The sequence below is a fragment of the Rhodococcus sp. As11 genome (genome assembly GCF_048957735.1).
GTDB classification, from domain to species: domain Bacteria; phylum Actinomycetota; class Actinomycetes; order Mycobacteriales; family Mycobacteriaceae; genus Rhodococcus; species Rhodococcus gordoniae.
In genome coordinates, this window is the sequence record NZ_JARDJE010000007.1 from 136,246 (window position 1) to 157,181 (window position 20,936).

General features: G+C 63.0%; 20 protein-coding genes. 13 read left to right on the forward strand and 7 right to left on the reverse strand.

Annotation, left to right across the window (positions count from 1 at the left end; all coding sequences use genetic code 11):
* The first annotated feature begins 201 nt into the window (after positions 1–201).
* Entirely contained in the window at positions 202–1,809 is a 1,608-nt protein-coding gene (locus PV766_RS11660; protein ID WP_165369186.1) for an ABC transporter substrate-binding protein, read from the forward strand.
* A 186-nt stretch (positions 1,810–1,995) separates the two neighbouring features.
* Here the strand turns inward: PV766_RS11660 and PV766_RS11665 are convergent, their stop codons facing one another.
* The gene (locus PV766_RS11665; RefSeq protein WP_165369185.1) at positions 1,996–2,154 is read right to left on the reverse strand and encodes a hypothetical protein; all 159 of its coding nucleotides are present in this window, start codon (positions 2,152–2,154) and stop codon (positions 1,996–1,998) included.
* 27 nt (positions 2,155–2,181) lie between these two features.
* Entirely contained in the window at positions 2,182–2,733 is a 552-nt protein-coding gene (locus PV766_RS11670) for a MarR family winged helix-turn-helix transcriptional regulator (protein ID WP_129975462.1), read from the reverse strand.
* A 200-nt stretch (positions 2,734–2,933) separates the two neighbouring features.
* Between PV766_RS11670 and PV766_RS11675 the strand changes: the two genes are divergently transcribed.
* Genes PV766_RS11675 through PV766_RS11705 form a run of 7 tightly spaced genes read left to right on the forward strand, consistent with a single transcriptional unit; the run spans position 2,934 to position 9,519 of the window.
* The gene (locus PV766_RS11675; protein ID WP_129975460.1) at positions 2,934–4,115 is read left to right on the forward strand and encodes an acyl-CoA dehydrogenase family protein; all 1,182 of its coding nucleotides are present in this window, start codon (positions 2,934–2,936) and stop codon (positions 4,113–4,115) included.
* The gene (locus PV766_RS11680) at positions 4,112–5,218 is read left to right on the forward strand and encodes an acyl-CoA dehydrogenase family protein (RefSeq protein WP_165369184.1); all 1,107 of its coding nucleotides are present in this window, start codon (positions 4,112–4,114) and stop codon (positions 5,216–5,218) included. The genes PV766_RS11675 and PV766_RS11680 overlap by 4 nt, the downstream gene beginning before the upstream one ends.
* Positions 5,219–5,220: 2 nt before the next feature.
* Positions 5,221–6,966, forward strand: coding sequence for an AMP-binding protein (locus PV766_RS11685; RefSeq protein WP_129975456.1), 1,746 nt, complete (start codon positions 5,221–5,223; stop codon positions 6,964–6,966).
* Positions 6,963–7,499 carry an FAS1-like dehydratase domain-containing protein gene (locus tag PV766_RS11690; protein WP_129975454.1) on the forward strand — a complete coding sequence of 179 codons (537 nt, stop codon included), beginning with the start codon at positions 6,963–6,965 and terminating at the stop codon, positions 7,497–7,499. Before PV766_RS11685 ends, PV766_RS11690 begins: the two co-directional genes overlap by 4 nt.
* Complete coding sequence (locus PV766_RS11695) at positions 7,492–7,896, forward strand: Zn-ribbon domain-containing OB-fold protein (RefSeq protein ID WP_129975452.1); 405 nt, start codon at positions 7,492–7,494, stop codon at positions 7,894–7,896. Before PV766_RS11690 ends, PV766_RS11695 begins: the two co-directional genes overlap by 8 nt.
* A 35-nt stretch (positions 7,897–7,931) precedes the next feature.
* A complete protein-coding gene (locus PV766_RS11700; protein WP_129975450.1) occupies positions 7,932–8,348 on the forward strand; it encodes a MaoC family dehydratase in 417 nt (138 codons plus the stop codon).
* Positions 8,341–9,519, forward strand: a complete 1,179-nt coding sequence (locus tag PV766_RS11705; protein ID WP_129975448.1) for a lipid-transfer protein — start codon at positions 8,341–8,343, stop codon at positions 9,517–9,519. Before PV766_RS11700 ends, PV766_RS11705 begins: the two co-directional genes overlap by 8 nt.
* A 111-nt stretch (positions 9,520–9,630) precedes the next feature.
* Here the strand turns inward: PV766_RS11705 and PV766_RS11710 are convergent, their stop codons facing one another.
* The 3 genes from PV766_RS11710 to PV766_RS11720 form a co-directional block, all read right to left on the reverse strand.
* The gene (locus PV766_RS11710; RefSeq protein WP_242496615.1) at positions 9,631–10,218 is read right to left on the reverse strand and encodes an HD domain-containing protein; all 588 of its coding nucleotides are present in this window, start codon (positions 10,216–10,218) and stop codon (positions 9,631–9,633) included.
* 94 nt (positions 10,219–10,312) lie between these two features.
* Positions 10,313–11,038 (reverse strand): SDR family NAD(P)-dependent oxidoreductase, encoded by a 726-nt coding sequence (locus tag PV766_RS11715; protein WP_129975444.1) that lies wholly within the window; start codon positions 11,036–11,038, stop codon positions 10,313–10,315.
* Entirely contained in the window at positions 11,035–12,723 is a 1,689-nt protein-coding gene (locus PV766_RS11720) for a class I adenylate-forming enzyme family protein (protein WP_129975442.1), read from the reverse strand. Before PV766_RS11720 ends, PV766_RS11715 begins: the two co-directional genes overlap by 4 nt.
* Positions 12,724–12,986: 263 nt before the next feature.
* Between PV766_RS11720 and PV766_RS11725 the strand changes: the two genes are divergently transcribed.
* From PV766_RS11725 to PV766_RS11745, 5 genes are all read left to right on the forward strand, one after another.
* Complete coding sequence (locus PV766_RS11725) at positions 12,987–13,823, forward strand: alpha/beta fold hydrolase (protein WP_129975440.1); 837 nt, start codon at positions 12,987–12,989, stop codon at positions 13,821–13,823.
* A gap of 32 nt (positions 13,824–13,855) precedes the next feature.
* Complete coding sequence (locus tag PV766_RS11730; RefSeq protein ID WP_129975438.1) at positions 13,856–15,019, forward strand: acyl-CoA dehydrogenase family protein; 1,164 nt, start codon at positions 13,856–13,858, stop codon at positions 15,017–15,019.
* 16 nt (positions 15,020–15,035) lie between these two features.
* Entirely contained in the window at positions 15,036–15,917 is an 882-nt protein-coding gene (locus PV766_RS11735) for a VOC family protein (RefSeq protein WP_129975436.1), read from the forward strand.
* Positions 15,914–17,380, forward strand: a complete 1,467-nt coding sequence (locus tag PV766_RS11740) for an MFS transporter (RefSeq protein ID WP_165369183.1) — start codon at positions 15,914–15,916, stop codon at positions 17,378–17,380. The genes PV766_RS11735 and PV766_RS11740 overlap by 4 nt, the downstream gene beginning before the upstream one ends.
* Positions 17,381–17,628: 248 nt before the next feature.
* Positions 17,629–18,456, forward strand: coding sequence for a FadR/GntR family transcriptional regulator (locus PV766_RS11745; RefSeq protein WP_129975433.1), 828 nt, complete (start codon positions 17,629–17,631; stop codon positions 18,454–18,456).
* A gap of 39 nt (positions 18,457–18,495) precedes the next feature.
* Here PV766_RS11745 and PV766_RS11750 read toward each other — a convergent pair whose 3' ends face one another.
* Together PV766_RS11750 and PV766_RS11755 are read right to left on the reverse strand one after the other, a co-directional pair.
* The gene (locus PV766_RS11750; protein ID WP_129975431.1) at positions 18,496–19,746 is read right to left on the reverse strand and encodes an amidohydrolase family protein; all 1,251 of its coding nucleotides are present in this window, start codon (positions 19,744–19,746) and stop codon (positions 18,496–18,498) included.
* A gap of 83 nt (positions 19,747–19,829) precedes the next feature.
* Positions 19,830–20,621 (reverse strand): class II aldolase/adducin family protein, encoded by a 792-nt coding sequence (locus tag PV766_RS11755; RefSeq protein ID WP_129975956.1) that lies wholly within the window; start codon positions 20,619–20,621, stop codon positions 19,830–19,832.
* Positions 20,622–20,936 lie beyond the last annotated feature (315 nt).

A 20,936-nucleotide genomic window follows, 5' to 3' on the forward strand; every position in this document is an offset into this window, starting at 1 on the left:
TGACGCGATCAGGCCACGCACGCCTCTACCCGTCAGCTCAATCTTTCTCTGCGCGCGAAGTATTGCCCTCGGTAGCCCGGTAATGCGGCACACGCACAAACCCAGTGACGACGGTCCGGACCGTACGCAAGCGGCTTCTCCTAACTGGGCGTACCACCTTCGCACCGACGAGCAGTGTTCCAAGAGCATGGAGGTCAATCAGTGACAATCAAATACTCTAGGTTCGGCAGGCTCCTGTCGACCATGGCGGTGACCGCCGTCGTCCTGGCGGGTTGCGCCAACACGACCGCGGGCGACGATGCCCGGAGCGGACAAGCGGATTCCACCTCGGTGCCGCGTGGGGTCCTGGGCGACCAAGGCGATCCGGGCACACCCACCAAGGGTGGAACGCTGAGCTTCGCCTCGTACTCCCCTGTCACCAACCTGGACCCAGCGAAGACTCAGGGAGCGGGCCCCACTGGGGGCACCGAAATGGCAGCCGTGTACGACGTGCTCATGCGATACGACGCGGATTCGCAAACGTTCGTGCCTCAGATCGCGCAGTCTCTCGAGGAGAGCACAGATCGGTCGACATGGACCTTGACGTTGCGGGCCGATGTACGGTTCAGCGACGGTACACCTTTCGATGCCGACGCGGTGGTTGCCAGCATCGAGCGATACAACGACAATCGAGGGCTCTACTCACAGCTGTTCACCGAGATCGTCCAGAGCGTCACCGCGAAGGACTCCAGCACCGTCGAGTTCAAGCTGAACAGAGCGTGGTCCAACTTTCCCGCCATCCTTTGCTACGGACACGGCATGATCGTGGCGCCTTCCGCGCAGCAAGGTGACACCTTCACGCCTATCGGCGCCGGACCCTTCAGCGTTGTCAAACTGCTTCCCCAGCAAGAACTCGAATTGAAAGCCCGGCCCGACTACTGGGGTGGGGAACCCAATCTCGACGGTCTGAAGTTTGTCGCCGTTGCAGGTGAGCAGGCGAAGATCGAGACACTGAGGACCGGTGGCGTACAGGCGATCTACCTCCGAAACGCCGCCACCGTCAATGCCGCGAAGGAAGAGTTTCCCGGATTCATCGAGGCTCACAGCCAAGCGATGATCGGACAGATCAACCAAGCACCAGGGCGTCCTGGCGCGGATCGACGGCTACGTCAGGCGATGGCCTATGCCCTCGACCCCACAGTCCTCAACCAGCGAGCCCGGGACGGGCAAGGCCTGCCCGGTACCGACCTGTTCCAGCCGTGGTCGCAATGGCACGGCGAGGAAACCGGCGTCACGCCCGAAGCCTCCAGGGCCGAGCAACTGGTCGACGAGGCGAAGAAGGATGGTTTCGACGGCAAAGTCACCTACGTCAGCATCAATGACCCCGATGCCCAGAAGCTCGCTCTGGCAATACAGGCACAACTCGATTCAGTCGGATTCGACACCTCGATCGAGTACACCAACAGTGCCCCGGACATGATCAGGCGCGTCTACGTCGACCGTGACTTCGACCTTGCACACGGCGCATACAATGCCTCCGACATCGACCCCGAGATCCGCATGTTCAATGCGATGCACAGCAAGGCGAACAACCTTGTGGGTCTTGCAGATCCGAAGGCCGACAGCCTCCTTGCCGCGGTACTGTCCGCTCCGGATGCCGAGACGAAGAAGCAGGCAATCGACGACATCCAGACGTACGTGAACGAGGAACAGCCGTTCCTCGCATGGGGAGCCAGCAATACCTACGTCGCGTGGTCCCCGAACGTCTTTCGAATGAATCCGTCGATCGACCACATCATGTTGTTCGACAAGGCGTTCATCCGCGACTGATCTCGGACATTCCCTTCGGGATCTGCCGGATGATGTGGCATATCCGGGCCTGACATTCGAGATCTACCGCTGCAGAAGATGATTCTTCTTTCACAGGTGACGCGAGGACGCCCGGTCGCTCACCTACCTCGATGGTCGATCACGCGCCCTTTGCCGAGCGGGCCGCGCTCGGGTAGTGACATACGACTACCCGAGCGCGGCCTGCTCGTCGAGCAGATACCCCCAACCCCGGCTCAGCGCCTCGAGGTTCGTCGAGGCCGAGACCATCATGAGCACGCAGACCGTTGCGGCCGCTCGACCGACTCTGCGAGCCGACCGCACCTGCCCCATGAGTACTGCCGGCACTGGCACACCAGGACAACTCGCAATCGATCAGCCGGCCGCATCTTCTCTCCTCGCCTGATTCTGCTCGAGAAGAGCCGTGTACTCCTCGAAAAGCTCGACGAGCAACAAGCGGCGAGCAGGGTCCATCGGGTCCAGCATTTCTCGCATCACACGCCGGCGCTCCTCGACGAAGCGCCCGACGGCCGCCTCTCCGCTCGGGGTACATCGAAGGACGACGTACCTGCGGTTCGAAGGATCGGTATAGCGCTCGAGGAGCTGCATCTCAACCAGAGGGTTGATTGCGCGTGTGACTGTCGAGGGGTCGAGCCTCAGCTTCGCTGCAAGCTGATTCATGTGCATCTCGCCGTGCTGAGCCACCACCTCCAGAGCATCGATCTGAGCGACGCCGAGTCCCTGACCATCGACCGTGTACAACTTTGTCTGGTTCCACTCCCGCCGTTTCGTATGCAGAAACCGGCGGGTCACGTCGATCAAGCGGTCTCCGATAACCACGGATTCACTTTCGGGCTGCAGGTCGCCCCATACCGGCGTGGTGATCCGATCGGGCACGAGCTCCTCGGAGTTCGGCGGAACAGGCATTCTCGTATCTCCTCAACACGTCGACTCCCACGCCTCTTGCGCGCCCATTCTACTGCATGCGCTGCCCATAGTGGTGAGACACAACTGTTGCATATACAAGTCTTGTATGCGCAACGAGTAGTCGTTAGCCTCAATACACACCGCGATCGTCCCAGCGCCGCAGCGTGGGGACCGAGCCCACGACAGAAAGGAGGCAGCGGGTGTATCTACGAACGTCGGAGAAGACCGACAAGCTGCGCCAAGAACTTCGCCGGTACTTCAATCTCCTACTCACAGAAGAGGTCCGTGCCGAACTCCGCGCGGAAGGCGCGGCCGGTGGCCCGACCCGCAGCCGAGTGTTGCGGCAGATGGGAAGCGACGGCTGGCTCGGTATCGGATGGCCGACGGACTTCGGCGGTCAGAGCAAAGGGCCGGACGCGCAATATGTCCTCTTCGACGAGGCCTATCGCGCCGGAGCACCGCTACCGATGGTCACGCTCACCACGGTGGCCCCGACACTCATGGCCAAGGGCTCGGAAGACCAAAAGGAGTACTTTCTGCCCCGAATTCTTCGCGGAGAACTGATATTTGCCATCGGCTACACGGAACCGGCCGCCGGCACCGACCTGGCATCGTTGCGCACACGCGCGGTCCGCGACGGCGACGAATACGTCATCAATGGGAACAAGGTGTTCACGTCCGGAGCCGACGGCGCCGACTGGATCTGGCTTGCAGCCCGCACCGACCCGGAGGCGCCCAAACACAAGGGCATTTCGCTGATCCTCGTACCGACCAGTTCGAACGGGTTCTCGGCAACGCCGATACACACGGTCGGCGGCGGGACGACGACAGCGACCTACTACGACAATGTACGGGTTCCGGTCACGAACGTCGTGGGCCAGGAGAACCGCGGCTGGGAAATGATCACCACCCAGTTGAACCACGAGCGCATCGGTCTCGCAGCACTCAGCGGCGTGTGCGAAGGGATGCTCGAGGACACCATCGAATGGGCCCGATGCGCAAAGACGCCGGACGATCGCGCTGTGATCGAGCTCCCTTGGGCTGCAACCAAGCTCGCGGAATCGTACGCCCGAGTACGAGCCATGCAGTTACTGAACTGGCAACTCGTGGACGCGACCGGAGACCGATCTGCACTCCCAGGAGACGCATCCGCCGCCAAAGTGTTTGCCACCGAAACCGCAATCGACGTCTATCGCATGTTACTCGAAGTGCGTGGTTCGACAGCGATGCGCATCACAGAACAACCATGGCGGAGCGACTCCGGACGCCTCGCTCTGCTGAACCTTTCTGCACAGATCAACACGTTCGGCGGAGGCGTAGCAGAGATTCAACGAGAAATCGTTGCATGGAACCGACTTGGCATGGCACGGAGGACTCGATGACCGAGCGCAGCATGGACTTCTCGTTCGACGAGCAACAACAGATCGTCCATGAACTCGCAGTGTCGGTGTTTGCGAAACACAGCACCGACGAGCGGGTTGCAGAACTCGAACGCGCCGGCCAGGCGTTCGACAGCGAACTATGGACTCGATTGATCGACACCGGGTTGCTGGATGTCGTCCTGCCCGCCGAGATCGGTGGAGGCGGCGTGGGCACGGTGGGACTGGCGATTGTGCTGGAACAACAAGGCAGACATCTCAGCCGAGTCCCCCTCGTGTCCACGTCCATCGCCGCATCTGCCCTAGCGGAATTCGGTGATGTGGACTCCCCGGCCCTGCCGTCGATCCGGGACGGTAGCGCCCGTATCGCAGTGGCCGTTTCCGATCCGTGGGGCAGCGTACGTGCCGAAGGGCATGACTACGGCTGGGTTCTGAACGGAAGCCTCCCTCAGGTCTACCTGGCGGGATCGTGCACACACGTCCTCGTTCTCGCTGACGATTCACGATGCACTCGAACATTTCTGTTGTCCCTCGAGCGCGACGGACTCGAGGTCGACCGCTTCGAAGGCATCAGCCGTAATATCCACGCCTCCATAGACTTCAACTCGGTTCACGTCGACAATCGCGATCTCGTGGGCCGCCCCTCACATTCCGGAGACCCGGCACGGTGGATACGCACCCGGCTGCTGACCGGGATCGCGGCGCTCGAGTTGGGTCTGTGCGAAGAGGCTGTGAAGCGCACCGCGGAGTACACATCTACCAGGGAGCAGTTCGGCCGGCCTTTGTCGACCAATCAAGGGGTGGCAATGCGGGCGGCCGACGCCTACATCGACACCGAAGCCATCCGGTTGACGATGTTGGACGCAGCCTGGCAACTCGACCAGGGTGAAGACGCAGCGACAGCCGCTCTGGTGGCGGCATGGTGGGCACGTGAAGGAGGTGTCCGTGTAGTGCACGCGACTCAACACCTTCACGGCGGTATGGGCGCCGACGTCGACAACCACATCCATCGATTTTTTCTCTGGGTTCGAGAACTCGACATTGTCGCAGGGCCGGCGCCCGCTCTGCTCGACGAGCTCAGTGCTGTCCTCACCGCAGGGATCTGAAGATGACCGATCCCAGAATGGTGGCCACGAAAGGAGTTCTGTTGAATCACGATGCCCCGTTGACCACGGCGGACTTGCTACGGAGGCGGGCGGCGGATGACCATCCCGCCCTCCTTTTCGAGGACTCGCAATGGTCGTGGCGAGAGTTCGTCGCCGAATCGAGCCGACGAGCCCATTTGTTCCAGGACCTCCATGACCCTGACCGGCCCTTTCATATCGGCATCATGCTCGAGAACGTTCCCGACTACCTGTTCGCAATAGGCGGTGCTTCCTTCGCGGGAGGGACGGCGGTCGGCATCAATCTGACTCGAAACGGTGAGGAACTGGCCGCGGATATCCGCTACACCGATTGCGAGATGATCATCACCGACAGCGTTCTCGTAAAACGCCTGGAGGGTCTCCAACTCGGGCTACACCCGGACAAGATCATCCTGATCGATTCGTCGGAGTACAGCAATCGGCTCGACTCGTATCGAGATCGCGGAATACCGGATGTTCCTGCAGCACATGACCCACAGACACAGTTGTTGCTCCTCTTCACTTCCGGATCCACGGGAAAACCGAAGGCAGTAATTTGCTCGACGGGTCGATTTGCGCGAATTGCATCGCGTGCGCACATGAACCTCGGGCGCGACGACGTCTCCTACAACGCCATGCCACTCTTCCACGGCAACGCACTCATGGCGTGCTGGTCGAATCCTCTGTACACCGGCGGAACATTTGCGCTGGCCCGAAAATTCTCGGCTTCGCGCTTCGTCGACGACCTTCTGAAGTTCAAGGCGACGTATTTCAATTATGTCGGCCGCGCACTTGCGTACGTCCTGTCCCGACCCGAACGCCCCGAGGAGAAGCAAACCTTCCTCAAGTTCGCATTCGGCACCGAAGCGTCGAAAGTCGACCGTGAGGAGTTCGAACGTCGCTTCGGAATAGTTCCCACGGAAAGCTACGGAGCCAGCGAAGGCGGTCTCGCGATCGTCAGAACAACGGACACGCCCGAAGACGCGTTAGGACGTCCCCGAGACGAGATGGGGGCAGCAATCCTCGATCCGGAGACGCTCGAAGAATGCGCCCGCGCCAGATTCGACCGGAACGGTCGCCTCCTGAATGCAGGCGAGGCCATCGGAGAGATGGCCAATCTGACCGGTGCCCGACAATTCGAGGGCTATTACAAGAATCCCTCGGCTGCCGACGAACGGATCCGAGGAGATATTTTCCTGACCGGCGACCTCGGATACTGCGACGAGGACGGCTACTTCTATTTCGCGGGCAGGGCCGGGGAAAAGTTGCGAGTCGACAGCGAGAACTTTTCGGCTGCGCCGATAGAGCGCATCCTTTCACGCCACCCTCAGGTCGTTCTTGCAGCAGTGTATCCGGCTCCCGACGAGCGGACGGGGGACCAGGTCATGGCGACACTGCAAGTCGCGGATCCCCGACACTTCGACCCCGGCGGCTTTGCGCAGTTCCTGGAAGACCAACCCGACCTCGGGACCAAGTGGGCTCCCAAATATGTCCGAATCGTCACCAACGTTCCCGTCACTGCGACGCGCAAGATCGACAAAGTGCAGTTGCGCAACGAATTGTGGTACGTGGACGATGTCATCTACTACCGGCCGTCCGCAGATCTGCAGTATCGACTTCTGACGCAGGAAGATGTGGACAGAATATCGGAAGACTTCGACAAGAACAGCCGAACCAACCTTCTCACTGCCCTGCGCACATCCGATTACGCGCGGTCGAGGGGGAGATGATGGACCAAGACCGTATGGAAAAGGAAATACACCTGATCATCGAGTCGGGTGATGCACGGGTCTCGGTTGCGCGGGATCCGGTGAATGAACCCATGATTCATCATCTGTGTGATGCGATCAGGGACCGGAATCCGGTATATCTGGACCGGAAAGCGGCGGAACAAGCAGGACACCCGGATGTCGTGGCTCCGCCCAGTGCGCTACAGGTGTGGAACATGCCCAGCCCCGGTGAGATCGATGCGTCGCGTCCCAATGATGTCGAACGTGTCTACAGCCTGTTACGTGAGGGAGGTTTCGCAAACGTCGTTGCAGTGAACTGCGCGCAGGAGTACGCGCGATACCTGATTCCGGGTGATGTGCTGACCTGCGCCGAGAAGGTCGAACATCTGTCAACGCGGAAGTCGACGAAACTCGGTTCCGGCTATTTTGTCACGACCCTCACCACCTATACGGACCAGACGGAGCAATTTGTCGGTTCGATGCGTTTCCGAACATTGTGGTACACCAATACTCAAGGCAGAGAAGATGATTGACGCGATACGACCTCGTCCCCCGATCAATGGTGACAACCAGTTCTTCTACGACGAACTGAAGGCCGGGAGGGTTTCAGTTCAAGGATGCAACTCATGCGAAGAATTGCGCCACCCGCCAGTGCCTATGTGTCCCAACTGCCACTCGTTGGATTGGTCGCCGAGACAGATGTCGGGCGAGGGCGAATTGATCAGCTATGTCGTAATGCATCATCCCATCGTGCCACCTTTCCAGGACGGGTACATCGTTGCCTTGATCGAGCTGACCGAGGGTCCACGTTTGGTGATGAACCTGGAAGGAACCAGGGAAGACGACGTCGAGATCGGCATGAAAGTCGAGGTAACCGCACATGCGGTAGACGACGAGTTGACATTGCCGACGGCGTCACTGTGCGCGTAGCCGTCCGCCACCGAACCCCGAACAGGAGTACTGCCGTGAAGAACTACCAGGCCGGGGATCGTCTTCCTGCCTCCGACGTTCCCGTTACGACGTACCTCGTGGTCGCCGGCGCCATTGCCACACGAGACTTCCAGCCCGTTCACCACGACCGCGATGCTGCCCGAGCGGCCGGTACACAAGACATCTTCATGAACATCCTGACGACGAACGGCCTCGTGGGCCGGTATATCACCGACTGGGCCGGCCCCGAAGCACGATTGAAGAAGCTCGATATCACCCTCGGAGCACCGAACTTTCCCGGTGACTGTCTGACATTCACAGGGCACATAGACGAGCTCTCAGAGGACGGAACGGCTCGCGTGTCGATAGAGGGTCGAAACTCCTTGGGGGTCCACGTGTCGGGAACTGCCGTGCTCGCCCTGGACAGTAACGAGGTGACTGCACATGCATAACATCGTCGACAAAACAGCGATCGTCGGCATCGGGGCTACCGAATTCTCCAAAGCATCGGGTCGTTCCGAGCTGCAGCTTGCCCTCGAAGCATGCAAAGCGGCTCTCGATGACGCTGGGATTTCGCCGCACGAAGTCGACGGTATGGTGACCTTCTCGATGGACACCAACCCGACGATCGAGGTGGCTCGCGGATTGGGGTGCAAGGAACTGTCCTACTTCAGTCTGGTCGACTACGGCGGCGGGGCCGCTGCAGGTACCGTGCTACATGCTGCGATGGCAGTCGCGACAGGCGCTGCTGAAACGGTTCTGTGTTACAGAGCGTTCAACGAACGATCCGGCAGGCGCTTCGGTAGAGCTATGAGCGTGGAGGGATTGGCACCGGACGCCCGGGCGGCGCACTTCGGTTGGTATGTCCCCCATGGGCTGCTCACCCCCGCGTCGTGGGTTGCGATGCTGGCTCGTCGGTACATGCACGTCTCCGGCGCGACCAGCGAGGACTTCGGACGCGTCGCGGTAGCCGACCGGCGCCATGCAGCGACGAACCCGAACGCATGGTTCTATGAAGCGCCCATCACATTGGAAGATCACCAGGCCTCGCGGTGGATTGCCAAACCGCTGCATCTTCTGGACTGCTGCCAGGAATCGGATGGTGGTCAAGCTTTCGTCATCACCAGTCTGGAAAGAGCACGCGACCTCGTGTCAAAGCCCGCGGTTATCCGTTCCGCCGCGCAGGGCTCGGGATACGACCAGCACTCGATGACGAGCTACTACCGGGCCGACAAGGACACGTTCCTGCCCGAAATGGGCGTCGTAGGTAGACAGTTGTGGTCCGATACCGGGTTGGGCCCGAAGGATATTCAAACAGCGATCTTCTACGACCACTTCACACCGTTCGTGTTGTGCCAACTCGAAGAGTTCGGTTTCTGCGAACGAGGGGATGCCAAGCATTTCATTCGTGACGGTGAAATCGAACTCGGTGGCAGTCTCCCGATCAATACGCACGGAGGGCAATTGGGTGAGGCCTACATTCACGGCATGAACGGCATCGCGGAAGGTGTCCGGCAGGTTCGCGGGATGTCGGTGAACCAGGTCGACGGAGTAGAGAATGTGTTGGTGACTGCAGGTACCGGTGTGCCCACGAGCGCCATGATTCTCGGAACCGACGAGTAGATCGACGGGTTCCTCTGCCGTGTCGCCGGCTGGTAGTTGCCGGCGACACGGTCATCGAATTTCTGGACACGATTCGCTGCAGATGTATGAGACCGACCGTCGCACCACTTGTCAGTCCGTACCGAAACCGGATGCCGGGCGGGCAAAGACTTCACGCAACATCGGCACGAAGTGATCGATCGGCAAGGTGGGGTATGCCGGGTCGAAGGACACCTGATCCCACTCGGCGCAGAAATGGGCACAGGTATCGAAATAGGGAGAGCCACGGAATTTTTCGCGTGCATTGGTATCGAGCCCGAGCCGGTCCCAGTAGTGGTAACCCTGGAAGATGCCGTGGTGCTGTACGACCCAGGTCGATTCCGCGTCCAGATAGGGACGGACGATCGACGCTGCCAGTTCTGCGTGATTCGCCGGTGCCATGGCGTCACCGACGTCGTGCAGCAGGGCCGCGACGACCAGATCTGTTCTGGCGCCTTCGCGGAGAGCCCTCGAAGCCGTTTGCAGCGAGTGCTCATAGCGGTCGACCTGGTATCCCAGCGTCGGTCCTTTGAGGGAGTCGAGCAAGTCGATCATGGTGTCGACCAAGCGATCGTTGAGGAACTTCTTCGACTCGGTGAAGATGAGATCGATGTCCTCCTTCGTCGACTCGTCCATTCGAGTGAAGCTGACAACGCGGTTCGGCTGGCCGATCTCGGTCACAGGGATTCCCTTCTTCGGCGAATACAGCATCGTGGCCCACTGACGTGCGTTCTTCCTACTGACGCAGCGGCCCCTACCGCAACGGCTTTCCCTCTCATCGGGCTGATCTCTCACGGGGGCCGATCGCCGACACCGGTATATGAGCGCCGGTCGTCGGCACGGATTCTTCGGACACCAGAAACGCGGCGGTCCGGGCTACCAGGTCGGTTGTCACCCACGCGGACCGGTCCGCGTTCGGTTGCAACGTGCGGTTGGCGGGGGTGTCGATCACCGTCGGCAGCAAGGCGTTGACCCGCACTCCCTCGGCGCGGTACTCGGTGGCCAGCACGTCGACGAACGCGAGCAGTGCAGCCTTCGAGGTGATGTAGCCGGATGCTCCCGGGAACGGGGCGCGGGCAGCTGCGCTGGAGATACACACGATCGACCCGCCACCGGTCGCGATCATGTGCGGCAGCGCGGCCCGGCTGGCCAGGAATGTCGGGCGTACGTTCAGGCACAGTTGTGCATCGAAATCCTCGACCCTGGTTTCGTGGACTCGTCCACCCATGGCAAAGCCACCGACCAAGTTCACCAGCCCACGTAGCGGTGCGTCGGTCCGCGAGGCTGCCACCTCGACCGCGCGACCGACCGCTGCCTCGTCCAGCGGGTCGGCTCGAACCAGCTCCAGCTCGCTGTCGGCGAGCCCGGCCAGTCGCCGATCGGCGGCCTCGGAACGAGACGGCACCACCACGCGCCAGCCGTCGCGCAGCAGCCGTTCGACGACCGCCACTCCGAGACCGCCTGTCCCACCGGGAACGAGTACGGTCGCGGATGGATTCATCCTTGTGCACCTTTGCCTGCCGGCTCGAGGCGGCCGACGCTCGCCGCAACCTCGAGTTCACCGGCGGCGAGCGCTGCCAGAGCCAGATCTCGAACCTTCCCCTTGGCCAGCTTGCCTCCCGAAGATCGAGGTATCTCGTCGACGACGAGTAGATATTCGGGCAGGTACTCCTTGGTTATCCCGTGCTCGACCAGATGCGCGGTCAGGTCGGGAAGTGTCGGACCGGCAGCGGAACTTCCGCTGATGACTGCGCAAACCCGTTCACCGAAAACGTCGTCGGGAAGCCCTACGGCCACCGCCATCTCTACGTCCGGGTGAGTCTCCATCTCTCGCTCCACGTGGGCGGCCGAGATGTTCTTCCCTCCCCGGATGATGATTTCGGCCTTGCGGCCGACGACCGTGAGATAGCCGCTGTCGTCGATGGTGACCAGGTCTCCCATGAGCAGCGAGCCGTCCGGTGCGTAGAGCTCGTCGTTGGCCGCCGGGTCGTCGTAGTACCCCATACTCAGAAGTGGCCCCGTCCCACCCGGCTGTCCCGGTCCGCCACTCGCGGTGATGTCCCGCCCCTCGTCGTCATACAGCCGAACGGTCATCGACGGTACTATCCGTCCCGCGGTCGTCAGCCGCTTCTCCCGAGGGTCCTTGGTCGTCGTGTAGCTGAAGGCGCCACTCTCGTTGGATCCGAAGAACTGCAGCACAGTGGCGCCGGTCCGGTCCTCGAATCGCGCTGCATCGGGGTAAGGCACCGCCTCCCCGCCGGTGAACATGACCTTCAGGGACGAAAGGTCGACCTGTTCCGCCAGATCGGACGCGAGCAGCATGCGAAATTGCGTACTGACGCAGAACAGAACGGTCACCCGTTCTTCCTCGATCTTTCGCACCATCTCGTCGGCACTGAAACGAGGCAGCAACACCGTGGGTGCCCCGAGCAGAGTCGGCGCGAAGTGGCTCGTCCACAGTCCGAAACCGAAGGGGGCAGGAACAGCTGCGAGGAAAACGTCGTCATGCCCGAGTTCGCCGGCCTCGATGGCCAGCTGAGAGAAGTGCATCCAGCGATTCTGGAACTGCACCACACACTTCGGCAGGCCGGTAGTCCCCGAGGTGGAGTTCAGCATCGAGACATCGTCCGGGCCGAGGGCACGCGGACGCACCACGTCGTGCGGGGCGAACTCGATCGGGACCTCACGCCAGCTCCCGGAATCGAGCCGACGCAGCATCTGCACCTGCCCGTTACCGATGACGAAGTGTATGCGGACCGGCAACCCGGCCGCGAGCAAAAGCTTCCCCAATTGCTCGACGTCGCGGCCACGGTCGTCCGCCCTGGTGATCAGCGCGACCGCACCGGAACGGCCCAGCAGGTGCGTGATCTCGGCGTCACCGGCACGTGCGCCGATGCCCATCGCCACGAGACCGGCGCGCTCGGTTCCTACCAACGCCGCGTGTACGTCGGCAGTGTCCGGAAGGAGCACTCCGACTCGTTCCCCGGGCTCGATCCCGGCGCCGACCAGTGCTGCCGCGATCGCGTCGGCGTAGACGTCGTAGTCGCGCCAGCTCGTCCGGTCCATACCCGCGACGAAGGCCGGCGCCGCGGGAATCCTCTTTGCGTGGTCGGCCACCACTCGACCGAGCGAGCGCGTACCCCACCAACCGGCTTGTTTGTAACGCGCAGCCACCGCGTTGTCCATCGCTGCCTCCCGGGCCCGAACTCGTGATCGTGTCGGCCGTCACATGACGGCCGGACCCCACGGTAACGCCTTCGAGGCGGAATTATCAAACGATTGATTGGCTTTCCAATCGATCGCTTGATTAGGTCGACCACAACGGCTACCATAATGCACATTCGTGACCCGCCTCACACCACGTTCCCACCGTGGTGGACCCACCTCCCCGTGGGTCCTCTCGGCCTCGCCGGGACGAAATGCACTCCCCGCAAAAGAGATTGGATAGCATGGAAACCCTCGACTACGACGCCACCACTTCCGGGCCGTCAGCCACCGACCAACTGCACTTTCACGAGGCCGGTGAGGGTCATCCGCTTGTGCTGTTGCACGGGTCGGGCCCGGGAGTCTCCGGCTGGTCCAACTTCTCGAAGAACCTGCCGGTCTTCGCGCGCAACTTCCGCACCATCGTCGTCGACATGCCCGGTTTCGGTGCGAGCCCGGATATCGAGTACGACCGCCCGTACCCCGAACTCGCCGCGGAGTCGATGGTCAGGCTGCTCGACGACCTCGGTATCGAAAAGGCCCACCTCCTCGGCAATTCCATGGGTGGATGGGTTGCACTCGAGACGGCGGCGCTCGCACCCGAACGCGTCGAGCGCCTGGTGTTGATGGGCCCCGGCGGCCTGTACGCGCCGCTGCTCGGACCGATGATGAGCGAGGGTGCCCGGCGTCTGAACGCGTTCCTCGTCGACCCCACCCGTGAGGCGCTCGAGGCCTGGGTCGACTCGATGGTCTACGACCCGGCGACGATCACACCGCAGTTGCTCGACGAACGCTGGAACAACGCCACCGCCCCCCGGGCCATCGAGCGGATGCGCGCGGTCATGGCATCGCTGGCACTGCCCGGCAAGGCTCCGTTGTGGGCACGCACCGACGAGATCCCGCACCGGACCCTGGTCACGTGGGGACGCGACGACCGCATGCTGCCGCCGGACGGCGCCCTGTTCGCGCTCCGGCGCATGCCCAAGGCGGACCTGCACATCCTCGGTGAATGCGGGCACTGGGCGCAGGTCGAGCGCAAGCACGACTTCGAGTCGCTCACCACCGATTTCCTCACCCGCTGATTTCCCCTCTGACATCGAAGGAGTTTCCCCACATGGAGTTCCGGCACGAAGCACTGGACACCGCCCTCGCCGCAGGCGACCGTCTGAAGGCACTCGAGGCGGAGTGCGCCGAGGAGCGCCGCCTCTCGGCGGACACCGCGAAAATCCTGCGCGACGCGGGCGTCATGCGACTCATCCAACCCAAGCGTTACGGCGGGTTCGAGGCCGATCCGGGGGTCTTCAACACCGCGATGTACGAGCTTGCGCGGCTGTCGAGCTCGGCGGGTTGGGTCACCGGTGTCGTCGGCGTCCACTCCTGGCACCTCGGCCTGTTCCCGGATCAGGCCCAGAAGGACGTATGGGGAGAGAACCCCGACGCGTGGATCAGTTCGTCCTACAGTCCGGCCGGCACCGCCAAGATCGTGCCGGGCGGCTACGAACTGACCGGACGGTGGGGATTCTCGTCGGGCAGCGATCACTGCGACTGGGTCTTCCTGGGCGCGATGGTCACCGACGAGCAGGGGAAGCGCACCGGGCAGCACATCCATCTGCTGCTCCCCCGCGCCGACTACACCATCGACGACGTCTGGTTCATGTCCGGGCTCGCCGGCACCGGCAGCAACGACATCGTCGTCGACGGCGCATTCGTGCCCGAGCATCGCACGCACGACGTCGTCGACCTCTACGCGGAACGCTATCCCGGCAACGAGGTGAACACCGCCGGACTCTTCCGGTTGCCCTGGTACACCCTGTTCGTCAACGCCGTCGCAGTGCCGTTGATCGGCATGGCCCGCCGAGTGATCGACGAAGCTGTCTCGATCCACAAGTCCCGCTTGACGATCGACGCGTCCAAGATGCCGCACGCGGCCACACTGGCACGCCTGACCGAGGCGGACTTCGAGGTCGATACCGCGTACCGAATCCTGCAGTCCGACCTCGCCGACGCCTTCGACGCCGTCGAACGCGGCGAGCCGGTCTCGATGGCGATGCGTCAGCGCACCAAACGCGATCACATCGCGGCCGTCGGGCTCGCGGTCTCGGCGGCGGACAAGGCCTACCAGGTGGGTGGGCCACGGTCGATCGCGCTGTCGAGTGCCCTGCAATCGGTCTGGCGCGACGTCCATGCCGGCCAGCACCACGCCATCAACCTGCCGGACATCGTCAATTTCGAGTACGGCCGGTACATGCTTACCGGCGAACCCGGCAACCTCTACTGATCTCGAGGAGTACACAATGCCTGTTCTGTCACTGGGATACTTACGGCTCAACGTCGAGTCGGCGGAGCGGTGGAATACCTTCGTCCGCGATTTCATCGGCATGATGCCGGTCGACGGCCCGTCGCCGGACTCACTGCACTACCGCATGGACCATTACCCGCCGCGCCTGGTCGTCACCGAATCGGCCACGCCGGGACTGGAGGCCGTCGGCTTCGAGGTACTCAACCGCTCCGACCTGAAGGATCTGGTGTCCCGGGTCGAGGCCATGGGCATCGAAACCCGTGCCGGCACCGCCGAGGAGTGTGCGCTGCGGCAGGTCACGGGCTTCGCCGCATTCGACGACCCGTCCGGCAACCGGGTGGAACTGTTCTACGGGCCGGTGCTGAGCCATCGGCGTGTGGAGCTTCCGCACGTGTCCGGCTTCGTCACCGGCGATCAAGGCATGGGACACGTCATCCTCAACTGTGTCGACACGGAAGCGGCCTACAAATTTTACGTAGGGGTACTGGGATTCGCCGAACGCAACTCGCTCGCGTTGCCCGGCGGCACCAGCTACTTCCTCGGCTGCAACGCGCGCCAGCACACGCTCGGACTCAATCCTGCCGCGGGCCCTGCGCTGCTGCACTTCATGGTGGAGACCGTCGACCTCGACGACGTGGGCAAGGCTCTCGATCGCGCCCACGATCTCGGAGTTCCGATGATGCAGTCGCTGGGCAAGCACACCAACGACCGGATGCTCTCGTTCTACACCTACTCCCCCGAGGGTCACGCCACCGAGATCGGATGGGGTGGTGAGCGAATCGAAGGCGCGGCCCCGACCTACCGGATCACCGAGGGCGCGGTGTGGGGCCACCGGTACACGCCGCCGCCGGCCGGAACGAAGGGTCTTCCGCAGTGACGGGCACCGTCGACGGCGCGGTGCCGGCGGGTGGCACCGCCGCCGTCGCGGAGGACACCCACCGGTGGACGCCCCGGTTGGTCTCGATTCTGATCGTCCTGATTCTCGTCAGCGAGATCATCCCGGTGTCCGCGGTCCTCGCGGGTACCGCATTGCCTGCCATCTCGGCCGAGTACGCGACAGCACAGGCCGGCTGGACCATGACGATCGCGTTCCTCATCGCGAGCATCGCGATGCCGTTGGTGGGCAAGCTCGCCGACATGTACGGCAAGAAGCGCCTGTTGATGATCGTGCTCGCCATCACCCTCGTCGGATCCCTGCTGTCCGCGGTCGCGTCGAGCTTCCCGATGTTCCTTCTCGGGCGGGCGCTGCAGGGTGCGATCTTCTCGGTCGCGTTCCTCTGCTATTCGCTGATCCGGGACGTCTTCCCGGAGAAGATCGTGCCGTTCGCGGTCAGTGTCACCGTGACCGGCACCGGTATCGTCGTCGTGCTGCAGCCGTTCCTCGCGGGCTGGCTCATCGACAATCACGGTGTCGCGGGCGCCTTCTGGTTCGTCACCGTCCTCACGGCGGTACTGGCGGTCGCCGCATTGCTCGTGGTGCCGGAATCCCCGGTGCGGTCCACGGATTCGCGTCCCGATCTGGTAGGTGCGTTCCTACTGGGCAGCTCGGTCGCTGCCGTTCTGGTCGCGGTGAGTTCGGCGCCGCAGTGGGGCTGGACCAGCGCCGGAACGCTCGGTCTGCTGGCGGTCGGGTGCGCGCTGTTCGCAGCCTGGATCGTGCAGGCGGGCCACGTCCCCGAACCACTGGTCGATCTGCAGCAACTGCGACGTCCGGCGCTGTTGTACACGGTGCTCGCCTCGGGTCTGGTGTACGGCGTCGGCACCACGACCAGCTCGATCCTCGCGATCATGGCGATGACGCCTCGCGAAGCCGGCGGCGACTACGGATTCGGCATGACTGCCGGTGAGTTCGCGATCTTCGGCGTGATCAACGGAATCGGCATCGTCGGCGGCGGACTGATCGTCGGGCTCACCGTGCGGCGACTCGGAGCGAAGGTGCACATGGTCGCGGCGGCCGTGGCCATCGCGGTCGGCGCGCTGACTATGGGCGTCGGGCGGGGTGACGAACTGCTCGTGCTCACCGCGACCGGCCTGGCCCATCTCGGTGTGGGACTGGCGGGCGCCGCGATCCCGAACCTCGTCATCGCGGCGGTGCCACCCGAACATCAGGTGGTCAGCTCCAGCCTCACCGAGGTGAGTCGCACCCTGATGGCGGGTATCGGCACGACCGTGGTGTTCGTGGTGCTCAATGCGAACATTCAGGCGATGACCGGCGGAATTCCGTTGTACGAGGGCATCGGGTTCCAGTGGGCCTACATGTTGATCGCCGCATGCGCAGTGCTCGGCGGGCTGGCGGCAACGCGACTGCCCGGAAGAAACGGTGAACCATCGACGGCCTGATCCCCGCGCAGCATCAGCACCGGACGCACCGCCCGACCGACCGAGTCCTGATCCTCATGGAGGATCCGCCGGTCGAGCGGGCGGTGCGCCGCGCCGTCGGCGAATGTTCGGTATGACAGCGGCCGATGTGGCACGGGTGTGCCACGACGAACCACCCTGGTGGACGCCGAGGTGACAACCGTCGACCGCAGCTAAGTTCTGTAAATTTGGTAAATTCAGCCGTTATGGATTCCAGGGGGCACAAGGACGTGACGGCAGTACCTGCACAGGGACAGGGCGGGAAGTCGCAGAGTCCCGATCCGAGCAGCCTGCGCTGGCGGCGGCTGGCCGAGATGGTGGCAGACCAGATCCGCGAGCGCATCCTGCGGGGCGACCTGAACGAGGGTGACCTCCTGCCGAAGGAGGCCGAACTGCGCGAGCAGTACCCGGTGAACGTGCAGTCCCTGCGTGAGGCCCTGCGCATCCTCGAAGCCGAGGGTCTCGTCCGTGTCCGGCGCGGTAACCGGGGCGGAGCCGTCGTGCACCGACCCACCCCCGGAAATGTCGCATACAGCCTCTCGATGGTGCTCGCGATGTCGGGGACGGACATCGACGACGTCGGCCGCGCTCTCCACGAGGTCGAGCCGATGTGCGCCGCCTTGTGCGCGGAACGTGAAGACAGGGGCACCGAAGTGGTTCCGGTCCTTCGCGCGCTGCACGAGGAATCCCTCTCGAATGTCGACGATCTTGTTGCCGCAACCACGCTCTCGCGACGGTTTCACGAATCCGTGGTGCACCTGTGCGGAAACCGGTCGTTGATCGTGTTGGCGGGAGCCCTCGAAGCCCTGTGGTCGAGCCACGTGACGGGTTGGGCCAGCGAGCGAGCGGACCCGGAGAGCATCCCGCCGGCCGAACGAGCGCAGGCGTTGGCCGTGCACGGCCAGATCCTGCAGTGCATCGAGGACGGCGACGCCGCATCGGCGCGGGTGATCGCGGCCCGGCACCTCCGGGACGTACAGACCTATCCGCACGACCCGGAACGACCTGCCGTTGCCCTCGATCCCGCGGTCGCGCGGGACCGCTTGTTCTTCGGTTGAACGGCCCCGGCCGTCCGGCCGGGGCCGTTCAGAATCCGGTCAGAAGCTGTTCGGGTCGTCGATCACGCTCTGCGGCACCGGATGCCGGTACAGCTTGGAGGCGTTCTCCCAGGTGATCTTGCGCAGTTCGTCGGCGGAGAGTCCCTTCATGGATTCGCTGACGACCTCCATGGTCCGCGGCCACAGGCTGTCGCTGTGCGGGTAATCTTCCTCCAGCAGGATGTGATCGATGCCGATCCGGTCGCGCAGCACCATCGTCGACGGGTCTTCCACGGCGCAGAACCAGAAGTTCCGCTTGAGCACGTCCGCGGGGGAGATGTCGATGCCGTCCCACGTGCCGTACATCGACGAGTACGTGGTCATGTGGTCGAGACGGTCGAGAAGTGCTGGAACCCAACCAATTCCACCTTCCGACATCACGATCTTGATGTTCGGGAAGCGTACCGGGATCTTCGAGAACAGCCAGTCGACGGTCGCGAACATGGCGTAACCGAAGAACAGTGTGCCGGACACGTCCGGCGGGGCGTCCTCCGACGTGCTCGGCGACGTGCTGGACGAGCCGATGTGCAGGTTGATGACGGTCTCGGTCTCCTCGCACGCCCGCATGATCGGGTCCCAGTGACCCGAGTGCACGGACGGCAGCCCCAGGGCATGGGGACCCTCGGAGAAGGTCACCGCCTTGAAGCCGCGCTCGGCGTTGCGGTAGATCTCCTGCGCACCGATCTCGGGATCGAGGAAGTAGGGGATCTGGCACGGGATGATGCGGTCCGGGTACGGACCCGCCCAGTCCTCGAGGTGCCAGTCGTTGTAGGCGCGGGTCGCAGCGAGCGCCAGTTCCTGATCCTTGGTGCTGAGCTGCAGACGCTGGCCGGCGAATCCAGGGAGGAACGACGGGAAATTCAGGGACGCATACACACCCGAGAGGTTCATGTCTTTGACACGGTGGTGGATGTCCCACGAACCGCGGCGCATGTCCTCGAAGCGCTGCGGGTCGAAGCCCCACTCGTCGACCGGGCGTCCGACGACCGCGTTGAAGCCGACGTTCGGAATCTCCTTACCGTCGTACACCCAGATATCCGCGCCGTCCCGGTGGATGACCTTGGGTGCCCGGTCGGCGAACTTCGCCGGCAGGCGCCCCTCGAAGGTGTCCTTCGGCTCGACGATGTGGTCGTCGACGGAGATGAAGGGGAAGGGCCGGTGCGCCTTCTCCGGCTCGGGCAGGAAAGTCACCTTTCCCTTGACGTTCTGGGTGAAGTCGGTGTTGTGGATCAGTTCGTCGAGATTGGCCATCTCGCACGCTCCTCAATTGTCGGGGGTCGGCGAATCCGGCTGCGCTACTCACGCAACCGTAAACGTTTGGGATACAGATGTTGTCAGTCGAGAACGTCGAGATCGGTACGGATCAGCTTGCGTACGGCGCCTGCCCAGTAGACACCGGCCGCGCGCTCGACGAGCGCCTTCTGCATCGCGACGCGAATGCTCTTCTCGATCGGTAGTGGGTCTTTGCCGAGCAGCAGGATGTCATACGCCAACCGGCAGAACCGGTCGATCGAGGCCGCGCGGTAGACCGCGAGTTCGATCGTGTCGGCTGTTGTGATGATGCCGTGGCTGGCGAGGATGACGTTGTTACGATCGCCGATCTGGTCGGCGAGGCCGCGGCCGAGTTCGGCGTCGTTGATCTCGCCCCCGTACTCGTCGACCAGGGACAGGTCGTCGTCGTACAAGCTGCCGGTCTGGTGCGCGATCATCGGCAACACACCGACGGCGGCCAGCAAGGTCACGTAGTACGGGTGGTTGTGGATGACCACCCGGGCGTCAGGACGACGCCGATGTAGTTCGGTGTGGATGTGATAGGCGGGTGTGACATCCCACTTTCCTTCTATCACAGCACCGTTCGCGTCCACACGGCACACGTCGGAGGCTTTGACCTCGTCCCACCACAACCCCCACGGGTTGATCAGAAGACTGTCGTCGTCCCGATCGGCCCAGGTGATGTGGCCGGCCATGTTCTCGCTGAAGCCGTTGTGCGCCAGGATCCGGAACGCGCAGGCGAGTTTCTGCGCATTGCTGAGGTCGACCCCGATCGGGGGCGTGGCACGTGGTCGCCACTCACCTGTCGAATCCGGACCACCTCCGATCGCAGTCGATTCGTCGTACACAGTCACAGCGCCTCCAGGGGTGAGATTGGGGTCACAGAGTCGGACGTGGCGAAACTCTATCTTACAAAAGTTACGAATGTAAGCCGCCCTTCGGACGATGCCGTCGCCTTCGGCGAGCAACACCGGTGGGCCGCACCCACGACCTGCGCAGGCCCGCATTCTTCCGACCTGCACATACACTCCGCCGAGCGGCCCGAATCGGTAGAGATTCACCCCCCGACCTCGATGAACCGGGGGCCAGCCAACCGCTTGATTGACATTATTCGCGGATAGTCCTAGATTTGTGACGCGCGCCATACGGCACACACCCCTCGGCATTTC

What these genes read in the sequence shown, in the direction of transcription:
- PV766_RS11725 (WP_129975440.1), top strand. Translation starts at nt 12,987, where the DNA reads ATGGAAACCCTCGACTACGACGCCACCACTTCCGGGCCGTCAGCCACC.
- PV766_RS11705 (WP_129975448.1), top strand. Translation starts at nt 8,341, where the DNA reads ATGCATAACATCGTCGACAAAACAGCGATCGTCGGCATCGGGGCTACC.
- PV766_RS11690 (WP_129975454.1), top strand. Translation starts at nt 6,963, where the DNA reads ATGATGGACCAAGACCGTATGGAAAAGGAAATACACCTGATCATCGAG.
- PV766_RS11715 (WP_129975444.1), bottom strand. Translation starts at nt 11,038, where the DNA reads ATGAATCCATCCGCGACCGTACTCGTTCCCGGTGGGACAGGCGGTCTC.
- PV766_RS11730 (WP_129975438.1), top strand. Translation starts at nt 13,856, where the DNA reads ATGGAGTTCCGGCACGAAGCACTGGACACCGCCCTCGCCGCAGGCGAC.
- PV766_RS11750 (WP_129975431.1), bottom strand. Translation starts at nt 19,746, where the DNA reads ATGGCCAATCTCGACGAACTGATCCACAACACCGACTTCACCCAGAAC.
- PV766_RS11735 (WP_129975436.1), top strand. Translation starts at nt 15,036, where the DNA reads ATGCCTGTTCTGTCACTGGGATACTTACGGCTCAACGTCGAGTCGGCG.
- PV766_RS11695 (WP_129975452.1), top strand. Translation starts at nt 7,492, where the DNA reads ATGATTGACGCGATACGACCTCGTCCCCCGATCAATGGTGACAACCAG.
- PV766_RS11670 (WP_129975462.1), bottom strand. Translation starts at nt 2,733, where the DNA reads ATGCCTGTTCCGCCGAACTCCGAGGAGCTCGTGCCCGATCGGATCACC.
- PV766_RS11680 (WP_165369184.1), top strand. Translation starts at nt 4,112, where the DNA reads ATGACCGAGCGCAGCATGGACTTCTCGTTCGACGAGCAACAACAGATC.
- PV766_RS11720 (WP_129975442.1), bottom strand. Translation starts at nt 12,723, where the DNA reads ATGGACAACGCGGTGGCTGCGCGTTACAAACAAGCCGGTTGGTGGGGT.
- PV766_RS11685 (WP_129975456.1), top strand. Translation starts at nt 5,221, where the DNA reads ATGACCGATCCCAGAATGGTGGCCACGAAAGGAGTTCTGTTGAATCAC.